The sequence below is a fragment of the Pseudomonas sp. GL-RE-29 genome (assembly GCF_019947275.1).
Lineage (GTDB): Bacteria > Pseudomonadota > Gammaproteobacteria > Pseudomonadales > Pseudomonadaceae > Aquipseudomonas > Aquipseudomonas fluorescens_A.
The window spans coordinates 67,685-80,548 of sequence record NZ_JAGYGD010000014.1 but is presented as its reverse complement, the minus strand read 5'-3'; the positions used below and the strand labels follow the sequence as shown (position 1 = coordinate 80,548).

The 12,864-nt window shown below is 56.1% G+C and carries 14 protein-coding genes; 9 read left to right on the top strand and 5 right to left on the bottom strand.

Translation table 11 applies throughout. From position 1 onward, the window contains the following. Positions 1 to 18: 18 nt before the first annotated feature. Positions 19 to 240, top strand: a complete 222-nt coding sequence (locus KGB21_RS13810; RefSeq protein ID WP_034151329.1) for a YgdI/YgdR family lipoprotein — start codon at positions 19 to 21, stop codon at positions 238 to 240. A gap of 81 nt (positions 241 to 321) precedes the next feature. On the opposite strand, the gene KGB21_RS13805 is transcribed toward KGB21_RS13810, so the two are convergent. From KGB21_RS13805 to KGB21_RS13785, 5 genes are all read right to left on the bottom strand, one after another. Next, positions 322 to 603, bottom strand: coding sequence for a hypothetical protein (locus tag KGB21_RS13805; RefSeq protein ID WP_034151328.1), 282 nt, complete (start codon positions 601 to 603; stop codon positions 322 to 324). A 158-nt stretch (positions 604 to 761) separates the two neighbouring features. Continuing rightward, the gene (locus KGB21_RS13800; protein WP_223505420.1) at positions 762 to 1,652 is read right to left on the bottom strand and encodes a pseudouridine synthase; all 891 of its coding nucleotides are present in this window, start codon (positions 1,650 to 1,652) and stop codon (positions 762 to 764) included. Between the two features lie 71 nt (positions 1,653 to 1,723). Continuing rightward, complete coding sequence (locus KGB21_RS13795) at positions 1,724 to 2,041, bottom strand: hypothetical protein (protein ID WP_034151326.1); 318 nt, start codon at positions 2,039 to 2,041, stop codon at positions 1,724 to 1,726. A gap of 168 nt (positions 2,042 to 2,209) precedes the next feature. After that, entirely contained in the window at positions 2,210 to 2,446 is a 237-nt protein-coding gene (locus KGB21_RS13790) for a glutaredoxin family protein (protein WP_034151325.1), read from the bottom strand. 75 nt (positions 2,447 to 2,521) lie between these two features. After that, a complete protein-coding gene (locus KGB21_RS13785; protein ID WP_223505419.1) occupies positions 2,522 to 3,730 on the bottom strand; it encodes an ammonium transporter in 1,209 nt (402 codons plus the stop codon). Positions 3,731 to 4,056: 326 nt separating this feature from the next. On the opposite strand from KGB21_RS13785, the gene KGB21_RS13780 reads away from it, so the two are divergent. The 8 genes from KGB21_RS13780 (at position 4,057) to KGB21_RS13745 (ending at position 12,837) form a co-directional block, all read left to right on the top strand. Next, positions 4,057 to 4,371, top strand: coding sequence for a YqjD family protein (locus KGB21_RS13780; protein WP_034151323.1), 315 nt, complete (start codon positions 4,057 to 4,059; stop codon positions 4,369 to 4,371). A gap of 2 nt (positions 4,372 to 4,373) precedes the next feature. Further along, positions 4,374 to 4,763 (top strand): phage holin family protein, encoded by a 390-nt coding sequence (locus tag KGB21_RS13775; protein ID WP_034151322.1) that lies wholly within the window; start codon positions 4,374 to 4,376, stop codon positions 4,761 to 4,763. Continuing rightward, positions 4,760 to 5,104 carry a hypothetical protein gene (locus KGB21_RS13770; protein WP_034151321.1) on the top strand — a complete coding sequence of 115 codons (345 nt, stop codon included), beginning with the start codon at positions 4,760 to 4,762 and terminating at the stop codon, positions 5,102 to 5,104. Before KGB21_RS13775 ends, KGB21_RS13770 begins: the two co-directional genes overlap by 4 nt. Positions 5,105 to 5,230: 126 nt before the next feature. Then, entirely contained in the window at positions 5,231 to 6,394 is a 1,164-nt protein-coding gene (locus KGB21_RS13765; RefSeq protein WP_034151320.1) for an EAL domain-containing protein, read from the top strand. A gap of 68 nt (positions 6,395 to 6,462) precedes the next feature. Next, positions 6,463 to 7,791 carry a deoxyguanosinetriphosphate triphosphohydrolase gene (locus tag KGB21_RS13760; protein ID WP_034151319.1) on the top strand — a complete coding sequence of 443 codons (1,329 nt, stop codon included), beginning with the start codon at positions 6,463 to 6,465 and terminating at the stop codon, positions 7,789 to 7,791. Positions 7,792 to 7,970: 179 nt separating this feature from the next. Next, the gene (locus KGB21_RS13755; RefSeq protein ID WP_034151318.1) at positions 7,971 to 8,360 is read left to right on the top strand and encodes a response regulator; all 390 of its coding nucleotides are present in this window, start codon (positions 7,971 to 7,973) and stop codon (positions 8,358 to 8,360) included. A gap of 200 nt (positions 8,361 to 8,560) precedes the next feature. Further along, complete coding sequence (locus KGB21_RS13750; RefSeq protein WP_223505418.1) at positions 8,561 to 9,187, top strand: response regulator transcription factor; 627 nt, start codon at positions 8,561 to 8,563, stop codon at positions 9,185 to 9,187. An 8-nt stretch (positions 9,188 to 9,195) separates the two neighbouring features. Further along, the gene (locus KGB21_RS13745) at positions 9,196 to 12,837 is read left to right on the top strand and encodes a transporter substrate-binding domain-containing protein (protein ID WP_223505417.1); all 3,642 of its coding nucleotides are present in this window, start codon (positions 9,196 to 9,198) and stop codon (positions 12,835 to 12,837) included. The last annotated feature ends 27 nt before the right edge of the window (positions 12,838 to 12,864 follow it).

Sequence of the window (12,864 nt, the reverse complement as noted above, 5' to 3'; positions counted from 1 at the left end):
AATTTCGGAGACACACCCATGACACAACGGACCCTGGCCACTTTCATGCTCGCACTGGGCCTTGCTACCCTCGCCGGTTGCGCATCGCCAACGGTGATCACCTTGAATGACGGTCGCGAAATCCAGGCCGTCGACACGCCAAGCTACGATCAGGATTCAGGCTTCTACGAATTCGAACAACTGGATGGCAAACAGACCCGCATCAACAAGGATCAGGTTCGTACCGTCAAAGAGTTGTAATCTTCGCGGTTTACACCAGATACATAAAAATGCCCCGACATGTCGGGGCATTTTTGTATCTGGAGTCTGTAAACGCTGAGCTTATGGGTTCGGTTCTTTGGCCAGTTTATCCACGCGTGTCAGTCCTTGCGTGGCTTCAGTAATGCATTTTTCATCATCATTGCCCGCCCGAGAGGCTTCAGCGCTGGCCTGTAACCGTTTGATTTCTGCGGTGGCGTCTGCGGAAGTAGCTGGCAGGCTGGTGACTTTGTCCTTGAGCTCCTGCAGCTTGATGGTGCAGAGGTCGTGTTGTTGCGAGGCGAATACAGGAGAAGCCAACATGGCAGCGCAAATGAACATTCCAGCGAAAGCGATACGTTTCATGGATGTCTCCTTGAACGGAAGGTCTCGGAACTGCCGAACGAAATGAAGCCGTCCCGAGGTTGAAAGCCACGTTCGCGAGGCCTGTTCAAGTGACTCTAAAACAGTCCATAAATTCGAACTTTTTTGCCAGGCCAACTAAACAAAACGCCGTTTGATCATCACCACTGCAGGGTTATCGCGCTCTCGAACTCTCTTTCCTGCCCCGTGACCGGATCAACAAACTTCAAGCCTTGCGCCAACAGTTTCAACGGATTGGCGTAGTCATCCTCCACATCCTTGAGCACCTGTGGATAAAACGGGTCGTTGCAGATGCTGGCACCCAAGGCTGTCATGTGCACACGCAACTGATGCTTCTTGCCCGTCACCGGATAAAGCCCGTAACGCCAAAGGTCACCGTTCTTTTCCCTGACCTCGACAGCCGTCTCGGTGTTGCTCGCACCCGGTCCTTCCTGCATGCGGAAGAAAGGCTCGCCATCGACAAGCCGGCTCTTGTGAACCAGTGGAAAAGTCAGTTCAGGCAAAGCCCGCGCAATCGCCTCGTAGCGCTTTTCGATTTGTCGCGTAGGAAACAACGACTGATAGGCCGAACGGCTCTGAGGGTTGGCCGAAAACAGCACAAGGCCTGCCGTATGCCGGTCAATGCGATGCAGCGGCACCAAGTGCGGGTTATCGAGTCGATGGATAAGGCGGCGCAACAAGGTCTGTTCGACGTATTCACCTGCCGGGGTCACGGGTAAAAAATGTGGTTTGTCTGCCACGACTAGATGTTCGTCCGCGTACAGAATCGACTCAATTACCGGGATCGGCTTTTCATCCGGCACTTCACGAAAATAATGTATCCGCAGACCTTCCTTGTAGGGCAGATCAAGGGCAATCGGCGCGCCCTGTGCGTCGAGAACCCGACCGCGAGCAATTCTGTCCAGCCATTGTTCACGACCGATGGCGCTAAAGTGCTCGCACAGGCAATCGAAAACGGTCTGCCACGGGCCAGGTGGCAAGTAAAGCGTGCTGGCTTGGCTGTGTGCGGCAGAAAACGATGAAGTGGACATACAAAAGCTCTTACCCTGAGTGCAGAGCGGCATTATCCAACAGCGGCGGAAACGAACCTAGCGGAGAATCCTCAAGCGGGTATCTGTGCGCGCGCTGCCGCTTCCGTGTACTCCTTGAGCCAGCGCAGCACATCGACCGCTTCCCAGCGCCCCGGGTCATAAAGCGCATACAACAAACCCTGATAACCCACGACATCCAGCTGTCGGTGATAGCCTGCGCGCTGAAACAAGGCTTCGATTTCAGCAAAGCAGGTATTGAAATGCAGTTTATTGAAGGGCGTTTTTCCTTCCGTCACCAAGCCATCCAGGCGCAATTCGGCGACAGCCTCGCGTACCACGTCCACAGACATCCGGTTCACGCTGCTTTTCAATTGTTCGACATTGACCACGATTCATCCCTCTGACGCCCGGACTTGCCCGCTCAAACCCAAAAACCAGCGGCGGCAAGGCAGCAATCCGAATAACTGTATGCGCATACAGTATCCGAATCGCATCACTTAAGCCAAGGGGATCAATCGTAAAGTGCGACGGGCGGATCGCGCTCATTGCAAAAACTGTTAGCGCAGGAACGCAACCACTTCGTCGGCGCTGAAGGGCCAGCCCAGCTCAGCCCCCGTATCAACCCGGCGCAAGACCGGAATTCGCAGGCTGTAGGCTTCGAACCATGTTTCGTCCTCGGCAATGTCCACCAACTCCACCAGCAAGCCGCGCTCGACAAACTCCATCAACATGGCTTCGGCTACTTCGCAGAGATGGCACCCAAGCGTGCCGAACAGCTGACATTCAGGAAGCATGAGCGCTCTTCCAAAAAAATTGTGTGCCTATTCTAGGCCTGCCCCGAAATGCCGTCGAGCCAATGAGACACGCTGCTAATCCTGACTGACGGCGCCGATCTTGTGCACCGACAAGTCTGCGCCGTAATACTCTTCTTCCTGACTCAGGCGCAGACCATGAAACGCCTTGATCACGCCGTAAACCGCGAAGCCACCGGCCAGCGCCACGACCACGCCCAATGCGGTACCGATCACCTGACTGATCAGACTCACTCCGCCCAATCCACCCAACGCGCTCTGACCGAAAATGCCACAGGCAATTCCGCCCCATGCGCCACACAGACCATGCAGCGGCCAGACACCCAGCACATCGTCGATATGCCACTTGCCTTGAGCGGCAGTAAAGCACCAGACAAACAGCGCTCCCGCGATGGCACCGGTGGCCAATGCGCCCACGGGGTGCATCAGGTCGGAACCGGCGCAGATCGCCACCAACCCGGCCAGTGGGCCGTTATGCAGAAAACCCGGGTCGTTGCGCCCGACGATCAATGCCGACACCGTTCCGCCGACCATGGCCATCAACGAGTTCACCGCTACCAGCCCGCTTACCCCTTGCAGGGTTTGCGCGCTCATCACGTTGAAACCGAACCAGCCGACGATCAGGATCCACGAGCCCAACGCCAGAAAAGGAATGCTCGACGGCGCGAACGCCACCAGCCGCCCCTCGCGATAACGACCATTGCGCGGCCCCAGCAACAACACCGCCGCCAGCGCCAGCCAGCCGCCCATGGAGTGGACCACTACGGAACCGGCGAAATCATGGAAGCTGGCGCCAAAATGCGCGAGTAACCAGGCTTGCAGACCCAGGTTGCCGTTCCAGATCATGCCCTCGAAAAAGGGATAGATGAATGCCACGATCAGTGCTGTCGCACACAGTTGCGGGACGAACCGGGCGCGCTCGGCGATGCCGCCGGAAATGATGGCCGGGATCGCCGCAGCGAAGGTCAGCAGAAAGAAAAACTTCACCAGCCCGTAGCCGTGATCAGCATTAATCACAGCCGCCGGTTGCATGAAAGTGACGCCGTAGGAAATCCAATAGCCTATAAAGAAGTAGGCAAGGGTCGAAACAGCGAAGTCACTGAGAATCTTCGATAATGCATTGACCTGGTTTTTTTGCCGGACCGTCCCGACTTCAAGAAAGGCGAAGCCGGCGTGCATGGCCAGCACCATCACCGCACCGATGAGGATGAACAACGTATTGGAGCTATGGACCAGAGTGTCCACAGCGCTTTGCAGATTTTCCATGGATTTGGCAGACCTTAAGGCTGAAAAAAGCACCAAAGCAGTTCGCGCGGGCAATCCATGCACCAAGTTGAGACTTGTCAGATCGAGCAAGTCTCTCCCGACGAACCGCTTTGGAGCACAGGGTTCGTCAAGGCCAATCACGACCGGGACATATGCGCGGGTTTCGATTGTTTGAGTTAAGGTTTTACTGGAATCTTGCCCAGCAACAGCGCATGGGCGCGGGCTAACGCACCACGACACAGCAAAAGTTGTACCAGTCATTTGTACTGAACCTTCGCGCAAGGCTCATACTCGAACGCAACAGAAGCCACTTACGGAGATCACCAATGGCCAGCATCAAGGCAAAGACTGCTCAAGAAATTCTGATGACCGACTTTCAAACCCTGGTCAGCGACACTGAACGATTGCTGGAACACACCGCTTCCCTGGCTGGTGATCAGGCCGATGAGTTGCGCGAACAAATTCACGACAGTCTGTTGCGTGCACGCGAAACCTTGAAACTGACCGAAGACTCCTTGCGCGAACGCGGTCAGGCTGCCGTGACCGCCACCGAAGACTATGTCCAGGCCAACCCATGGCAATCGGTGGGCATTGCCGCCGGCGTGGGTTTCCTCATTGGCCTGCTGGCAACCCGGCGCTGATTATGGCAATCGATGAAATCGGCTCGTCCGAGACGGGCGCAAGTTCCTCATCGCGACGCCTGGGCGCCGCCGTTTTAGGGTTGCTGCACAGCCACGTCGAACTGTTCGGCATCGAATTGCAGGAGCAAAAAGCCCGCACCGTCAGCCTGTTGCTGTTTGCAGGCCTGGCGCTGGTGTTCGCGTTGTTGCTGTTGGTGGGATTGTCGACGCTGGTGTTGATCGTGTTCTGGGACACCTATCGCCTGCCCGCCATCATCGCACTCTGCGTGTTCTACACCCTTGCATGCGTGTTCTGCGGGATGCGTTTGAGGGCGGCCATCTTCGATGAGTCCTCGCCCTTCCATGGCACTTTGGAAGAATTGGCCAATGATCGGGAGCGCCTGCTGCCATGAACCTGCCTGAACTGCCTCGCAACAGCTCGCGTACGGAAATGCGCAAGGCGTTGATTCGCTTGCGCATGGAAATGCATCGCCAGGAAATCCGCCACGAATCCGCTCAACTGTTGCAGCCCTTGCAGCGTGTGCGCGGAATGTCACAAAACCTGCAGGATGGCTTCGGCATTAAGCACGCACCGCTCTGGGGCGTGGCCGCGGTGACTCTACTGGGTTTTCTGACTGGCAAGGGTGCGAAAACCGGCGGCGGGATGAGTAGCCTGACCCGTTTGGTTCGCCTCGGCACCACGTTGGGGCCTCTGATCAAACTGGTCATGCAGGGCTCTTCGAACAAACACTGAGCCATCACGATCTGGCTGCATTCTTGCAATACCTGTGGGATGAACCTCTTTATCGAGGGGTTCAATCCTGCGTGCCTACCCGGAAAGCAGGCTCCATCCAAAAACAAGATCTACTAAGGAGGCCTTGTGATCGACGGGCAACCGCTCGCCTGCTTTCAGCCGTTCATCGATACCGCCACCGGCCGTATCGCCGGTGTCGAGGCACTGGGTCGACTGCGCCAGCACAATGGTCAACTGACGTCGGTTGGGCCCCTGTTCGCTGACCCGCGAACCAATGCTATCGCCCTGCGTCGCCTGGATCGCCAACTGCGCGATAACGCCTTGAGTCGTTTGCATGAGGCGCCTTCCGACTGGTTTCTCAGCCTGAACATTTCCCCACGCTGGATCAGCCGCTTGCGTCCGGACCAGCCGCTGCCAAGCCTCAAGCAACTGAGCCGGCATGGCGTCGATCCACGGCGAATCGTCTTCGAGATCACCGAACTGGGTGGCGACATCCAGCGACTGGCACACGTGGTGGCACGTTACCGCCAGGCCGGTGCACGCATCGCCATCGACGACTTCGGTGCCGGCTACTCGCAACTCGATCGCGTATTGGCATTGCAACCGGACATTCTCAAGCTGGACATGCGCCTGTTCCAGGCGGCGGCGTTGGGTGGACCGAGCAGCGAGGTGGTCATGGCACTGGCGCAAATGGCCGAGAAAACCGGTTGCTGGATCATCGCCGAAGGGGTGGAAACCGAAGCTCAACTCAATTTCGCCCTGGAGTGCGGTTCACGCTACGTGCAGGGCTTTCTGTTCGCCGGGGCGCAAGAAAACTTCTTTGCCAGCGATGCTTTCGTCGAGCGTTTCGCGCAACTGCGTCAACGCTATGTTCAACAGAAACTGGCCGAGCGCAGTCGCCTGATGATCATGCGTCAGCAGCTGAGCGAATTGATGGCGATCCTGCAAGCCTGGGCTCAGGCCCGCGCTCCGTTGAGCGCCCTGCCACGACTGGATGCATTTCCCTGGCTGTTGCGCTTCTATCAATGCGATCGCCTCGGAACACAGTTGACGCCGAACCTTGAATGGCGCAACAGCGGCTGGTTCGCCGACAACCGCTACCTGGGGCATAACTGGTCCTGGCGTCCCTACTTTTATCACCTGCTGGCTGAAGGTGGCGATGAGCGTCGGCTGACCCTCTCCAACACCTACCGCGACGCCACCAGCAATCAGTATTGCCTTACCGCCGGGCAATTTTTCGACAATGGCGAACGCCTGCTGCTCATCGATATCGATGCCGTCGGGCTGTAGTTCCGCTTGCAGGTCATGTTGCGAACCGGGAAGCTAAGGGCTCAGTCACCTGACGGAGAGAACCAGCCTTGGATTGGCAAACCCTGCTTACCCGCGAACGCCTTGGAAAACCGCTGCACAGTCCGGAAGAGCTCGGTCGCAGCCCTTTTCACAAAGACCATGACCGTATCATTTTCTCCGGGGCGTTTCGCCGCCTGGGGCGCAAGACCCAGGTTCATCCAGTCACCAGTAACGACCATATCCACACGCGCCTGACCCACTCGCTGGAGGTCAGTTGCGTCGGCCGCTCCCTGGGTATGCGCGTGGGCGAAACCATCCGTAGCGCCCTGCCCGACTGGTGCGATCCGAGTGACCTGGGAATGGTGGTGCAATCGGCTTGCCTGGCCCATGACATCGGCAATCCCCCTTTCGGCCACTCCGGCGAAGATGCGATTCGGCACTGGTTCCAGCAGGCTGCCGGTCGTGGCTGGCTGGATGCAATGAGCGAAGCCGAACGCAATGACTTCCTCAATTTCGAAGGTAACGCCCAAGGCTTTCGGGTTCTGACGCAACTTGAGTATCACCAGTTCGACGGCGGCACGCGCCTGACCTACGCCACCCTTGGTACCTACCTGAAATATCCATGGACGGCAAAACACGCCGACTCCCTGGGCTACAAAAAGCATAAGTTCGGTTGCTACCAGAGCGAGTTGCCGCTGCTGGAGCAGATCGCCCATAAACTCGGTTTGCCTCAGCTTGAAGACCAGCGCTGGGCACGTCATCCGTTGGTGTACCTGATGGAGGCCGCCGATGACATTTGCTACGCCTTGATCGACCTGGAAGACGGCCTCGAAATGGAGTTGCTGGAGTACGCCGAAGTCGAGTCGCTGTTGCTTGACCTGGTGGGCGACGATCTGCCGGAAACCTATCGTATGCTCGGTCCTGATGATTCGCGTCGGCGCAAATTGGCAATCCTGCGGGGCAAAGCCATCGAACACCTGACCAATGCCGCCGCCCGAGCGTTCGTCGAGCAACAAGACACGCTGCTGGCCGGTACACTGCCCGGCGACCTGGTGGAGCATATGCACGGTCCTGCCAAGCGTTGCGTCCTGAATGCCAAGGACATGGCGCGCAAAAAAATCTTCCAGGACAAGCGCAAGACGCTGCACGAAATCGGCGCATATACGACGCTGGAAATCCTGCTCAACGCCTTCTGTGGCGCGGCGCTGGAACAACACAACGGTCGAACCCCGTCCTTCAAGAGCCGTCGGGTTCTCGACCTGCTGGGCAACAACGCGCCCGATCCACACGGCCCTCTGCACGCTTCATTCCTGCGGATGATCGACTTCATCGCCGGCATGACCGATAGCTATGCTAGCGACATGGCGCTGGAAATGACCGGTCGCTCCCGGCACTGATGCGAATCGTCTGCTCAGCCATTACGTCTCCCGTAATGGCTGATTAGCCACCTAAAAACGAAAGGCATTCAACTCGCGCTGAATTCCCCTACAACTCATGCCGAGTGAACTGATCGATTGCCCGGTATCCTCGCGAAACAATCACGCTTACTTTGTTCGACACAAGAAGCGTAAATAACATGATCAAAGACAATCTGCGTATTTTGCTGGTGGAAGATCATCCGTTTCAGCTCATGGCGACTCAATGTCTGCTCGAGAGCTACGGCTTCACTCAACTCACCACCACGGACAGTGCCGAAGGGGCATTGCAACAAATGCTCACCTCGGTGCAACCCTTCGATATTCTTCTATGCGACCAATGCCTACCCGATCTCTGCGGGCTGGACCTGGTGAAATTTGCCAGTCATCGAGGGATGATCAAACAGGCGATACTTCTAAGTAGCCTGACACCCGCCGAGCTGGACAGGCTTGAAAACACCGCCAACATCAATGGGCTGCCCCTGCTGGGTTACTTGAGCAAGCCCTTGAAACAATCCGAATTCAGAAAACTATTGACCTTGATTCAGTAGTAAAAAAGATTCAACCAATATAGAAACAGACATGAAAAACTTCATACATCCTCATCAGAAATCCAATTAGCACGTAAGCCCTTTCTTTTTCTCATGTAGGAACATTCCTATATTGCTGCTACAGGTAGGTCAGTTCATACGTCACATCAACTATCTGAGATAAGGTGCGCGCTTTATTTGAGCTCGCATGGGATTTTATTATGAACTCCGTTTTTATTGTCGACGATCACCCTGTCATTCGACTTGCCGTTCGCATGTTGCTGGAACACGAAGGCTATAAAGTCGTCGGCGAGACTGATAATGGGGTCGACGCCATGCAGATGGTTCGTGAATGCATGCCCGATCTGGTCATTCTCGACATCAGCATTCCAAAACTGGATGGCCTGGAAGTACTTGCCCGTTTCAACGCTATGAACACCCCCCTCAAAACATTGGTATTAACTGCGCAATCACCGACACTTTTTGGTATTCGCTCCATGCAGTCCGGTGCTTCTGGATATGTTTGCAAGCAAGAAGATCTCAGCGAACTGGTCAGTGCAATCAAGGCGGTATTGTCAGGTTACAACTACTTTCCAAGTGAAGCACTCAACCCGGTTCGTTGCGACGACGCACGCTGGGCAGAACTGGAACTTTTCAAGTCAGTCAACGATCGGGAACTAATGGTATTACAACTTTTTGCCCAAGGTCGCACCAACAAGGAAATTGCCAAAGGCATGTTCCTGAGTAACAAAACAGTCAGCACTTATAAAAAACGGCTAATGCAGAAACTCAAGGCAAAATCCCTTGTTGAACTCATCGAAATGGCTAAACGCAACGCATTGGTGTGAGAAACAGCATGCCCCGTCGTTTAAAGGATTACCTGATTCTGATGACCGCTGGCTTATGCCTGAGTACCGCCTTGTTTGCAGCCCAGGGCAGTGAACGCTACACCTTGCTCAGTCGCTCGACGGCCGGGCACGTGGAAGTCCAACTGGATCAATCACAACGACAGTGGGTCGATAACAGAACAGAACTGCTCCTTGGAACATCAGCACCGGATTATCCCCCCTTCGACCTGACCATCAGCGGCCGCGACTATGAAGGCTTCACTGCCGACTACGCAGGTATTCTTGGAAAAGTCACCGGTTTGCCTATCAAGGTTCAGCGCTTTGCGTCCCGGGGCGCTGCAATCGAGGCGCTCGAAAGGGGCGAAGTCGATCTGCTCGGCACCGCCAATGGCTTCGAGGCGCACAATGCTGAAATCGTGCTCTCCACACCCTATGCCGTGGATCAACCGGTGCTGGTCACGCGTGAAGGGGAAACCCGGTCGCTGACCGATGGCCTCGCAGGCCTGCGGCTGAGCATGGTGTATCACTATTTGCCGCTGGAGGAAGTGAAGGCCCTGTACCCGAAGGCGATCATCACGTCCTATCCGTCGTACCAGAATGCGATCAATGCCGTAGCTTTTGACCAGGCTGACGTGTTTCTCGGCGATACCATTTCTACCCACTACATGATCAACAAGGGGTACCTGAACAACATCCGCATGGCCAATTTTGGCAAACACGAAGCGCATGGTTTCAGCTTTGCCGTACGCAAGAACAATCCGGAACTGCTCGGCATCATCAATACGATGCTCATGGCCATCCCCACCAGCGAACGAGAAAACATCGCCAAGCGATGGAGTGCCGGAAGTGACATCCTGCTCACCGATCACAAACTGGAGCTCAGTTACAGCGAAGAACGTTGGCTGGCACAGCATCCAGTGGTTCGCGTGGTGGCCAATGAGGCGCTCGCACCACTGACGTTTTTTGATAATGACGGCAACTTTCGGGGCGTTGCCGCGGACCTGCTTGAACTGATCAGACTACGCACAGGCTTGCGTTTCGACATCCAGCGCAGCCGCAACGACAGCGAAATGATCCAGCGCATCAACGACAACCAGGCTGACTTGATAGCCGCACTGCTCCCCAGCGCGCATCGAGACACGTTGCTGAACTTCAGCCGTCCGTATCTACAAAACTCCTATGTCCTGCTGACACGCAAGGGAACCGACAGCCCGACCAACCTTGCGCAGCTTGAGGGCAAGCGCCTGGCCATCGCCCAAGGCAATCCGCTGATGGATTACCTGCGTAACGAGTTCCCGCAGATACACCTCATCGAAACCCCGGACACATTCAGCGCCGTAGAAATGTTGGCCGAGGGACGGGCCGAAGGTACGGTCAATTCATTGGTGATCGCCAACTATTTCATTTCATCGCGACTCTTCGAACACACCCTCCAGATCAGCACCACGATCGGCACGGAGCAGGCCGCTTTCTCCCTGGCGACGGGGCGGGACGCCAAGGAGCTCAATGACATTCTCAACAAGGCGCTGCTGAGCATCGCGCCGGAAGAATTGGGCATCATCAACAGCCGCTGGCGTGGTTATTCGGCATCCACACAAAACACGTGGCGCAACTACCAACGGCTGTTCTATCAAATCGTCATCGGCGCCAGCGTACTGTTATTGATTTCCGTGGCCTGGAACGCGTACATGCGGCGCCAGATCAACCAGCGCAAGACGGCCGAGCGCGCTTTGAACGATCAATTTGAATTTATGCGTTCGCTGGTCAATGGCACCCCTCACCCGATATACGTGCGTGATCGTCAGGGTTTGCTGCAAAGCTGCAATGACAGTTATCTGCTGGCCTTTGGCACCCAGCGCGAAGACGTCATCGGCAAAAACTGCATCCAGGGCGTCCTGAGCAATGCCTTCGAAGCGCGGGAGTATCACGCTGACTACCAACGTGTCGTCGCCGAGGGAAAACCGCTGATACTTGATCGCCCGCTGCACATTGGCAGTCGTCGGTTGACGATCTATCACTGGATCCTTCCCTACCGCGACTCAAGCGGTGAAGTGCAAGGCATCATCGGTGGCTGGGTTGACATCAGCGAGCGGCGGCAACTGTTGGACGACTTGCGTTGCGCCAAAGAACGAGCCGATGAAGCCAATCGTGCGAAAAGCACCTTTCTCGCGACCATGAGCCATGAAATCCGCACGCCGATGAATGCGGTCATCGGTATGCTCGAATTGAAGCTCAAGCGTATCGAACAGGATCACCCGGATCGTCCCGCCATCGACGTCGCGTATCACTCGGCCAAGGATTTGCTGGAACTGATCGGAGATATTCTCGACATTGCGCGAATCGAATCTGGACACCTGAGCCTGAGCCCGCAACGTGCCAACCTGTGGGAAACCGTCGCCTCGGTGGTGCGAATCTTCGACGGCCTGGCCCGGCAGAAAAATCTCGACCTGGTGCTGGAATTCAATCCGGTCGATCCAGCGTTCGATGTCCTGCTGGACCCGCTGCGCTTCAAGCAAGTGCTGTCGAATCTGGTTAGCAACGCCATCAAGTTCACCGAGCAGGGCCAGATCAGGATTATCGTCACCCTGAATCCTGGCGCCGATCTCGAACAGGTTCACATGCTGTTGCAGGTTCAGGACAGCGGTATTGGGATCAGCGAACGGGATCAGCAGCGCCTGTTCGAGCCTTTCGCTCAGGCTGATAGCGCCGGACCGTCAGCGAGGCGGGGTACCGGGCTGGGCCTGGTGATCAGCCGCAGCTTGTGCGAAAGGATGGGTGGCAGCTTGCAGTTGAGCAGCCAGCCGGGGGTCGGTACGCAAGTCGAAATGTCACTGCAACTGCCCACTCTCCCACCTGAAACCGGAGTCAAAATGGCTGAAGCACAAATCCCTGCCATAACCGCGCCTTTGAACGTGCTGGTGGTCGATGATCACGCCGCCAATCGCCTGCTGATGTGTCAGCAACTGGAGTTTCTGGGTCATCGATTCAGCACGGCGGCCGATGGTCAGGCCGGATTCGAGGTGTGGAAAAGCGGCACGTACGATCTGGTGATCGCCGACTGCAACATGCCGGTCATGAATGGCTACGAACTTGCAAAAGCCATTCGCCGACAGGAACAACAGACGCAACAACCTCCTTGCACGGTGCTGGGCTTTACCGCCAATGCGCAGCCGGAGGAAATTCTACGGTGCAAGCAAGCCGGGATGGATGACTGTCTGTTCAAACCCTTGACCCTGACCGCTTTGAGCCAGTGGGTTGAGGGCATAGAGCCCACCGCCCTCGGCCCGGCCTTCAGCCTGGAAGGATTTGAGCTGATGACCGGGGGTAATCCGGTATTGAACCGGCGATTGTTGACCGAACTATTGAACAGCAACCATCTGGACCGAGAAGAATTGTTGGCGCTGTCCGGTTCCACGAATCGCCAGTTATTTCTCGACATTGCCCACAAAATCAAAGGTGCCGCCCGAATCGTTCAGGCCGCGCGACTGATCGATTCCTGCGAAACGCTCGAAGCCGCCTGTCGTGATGAATTCCAACCCGACAAAGTGGCCGATTCCTGCAAAATCATGGAGCGCGCCCTGCTTGAGCTGGACCAGGCATTGCTGAAACAAATCGCGCAAAACGACGAAAGCAGAATGATAGAGCCTTAACTATGCTTGGACGCTGAGCAGTGTGTT

What these genes read in the sequence shown, in the direction of transcription:
- KGB21_RS13810 (WP_034151329.1), top strand. Translation starts at nt 19, where the DNA reads ATGACACAACGGACCCTGGCCACTTTCATGCTCGCACTGGGCCTTGCT.
- KGB21_RS13805 (WP_034151328.1), bottom strand. Translation starts at nt 603, where the DNA reads ATGAAACGTATCGCTTTCGCTGGAATGTTCATTTGCGCTGCCATGTTG.
- KGB21_RS13800 (WP_223505420.1), bottom strand. Translation starts at nt 1,652, where the DNA reads ATGTCCACTTCATCGTTTTCTGCCGCACACAGCCAAGCCAGCACGCTT.
- KGB21_RS13790 (WP_034151325.1), bottom strand. Translation starts at nt 2,446, where the DNA reads ATGCTTCCTGAATGTCAGCTGTTCGGCACGCTTGGGTGCCATCTCTGC.
- KGB21_RS13785 (WP_223505419.1), bottom strand. Translation starts at nt 3,730, where the DNA reads ATGGAAAATCTGCAAAGCGCTGTGGACACTCTGGTCCATAGCTCCAAT.
- KGB21_RS13780 (WP_034151323.1), top strand. Translation starts at nt 4,057, where the DNA reads ATGGCCAGCATCAAGGCAAAGACTGCTCAAGAAATTCTGATGACCGAC.
- KGB21_RS13775 (WP_034151322.1), top strand. Translation starts at nt 4,374, where the DNA reads ATGGCAATCGATGAAATCGGCTCGTCCGAGACGGGCGCAAGTTCCTCA.
- KGB21_RS13770 (WP_034151321.1), top strand. Translation starts at nt 4,760, where the DNA reads ATGAACCTGCCTGAACTGCCTCGCAACAGCTCGCGTACGGAAATGCGC.
- KGB21_RS13755 (WP_034151318.1), top strand. Translation starts at nt 7,971, where the DNA reads ATGATCAAAGACAATCTGCGTATTTTGCTGGTGGAAGATCATCCGTTT.
- KGB21_RS13750 (WP_223505418.1), top strand. Translation starts at nt 8,561, where the DNA reads ATGAACTCCGTTTTTATTGTCGACGATCACCCTGTCATTCGACTTGCC.
- KGB21_RS13745 (WP_223505417.1), top strand. Translation starts at nt 9,196, where the DNA reads ATGCCCCGTCGTTTAAAGGATTACCTGATTCTGATGACCGCTGGCTTA.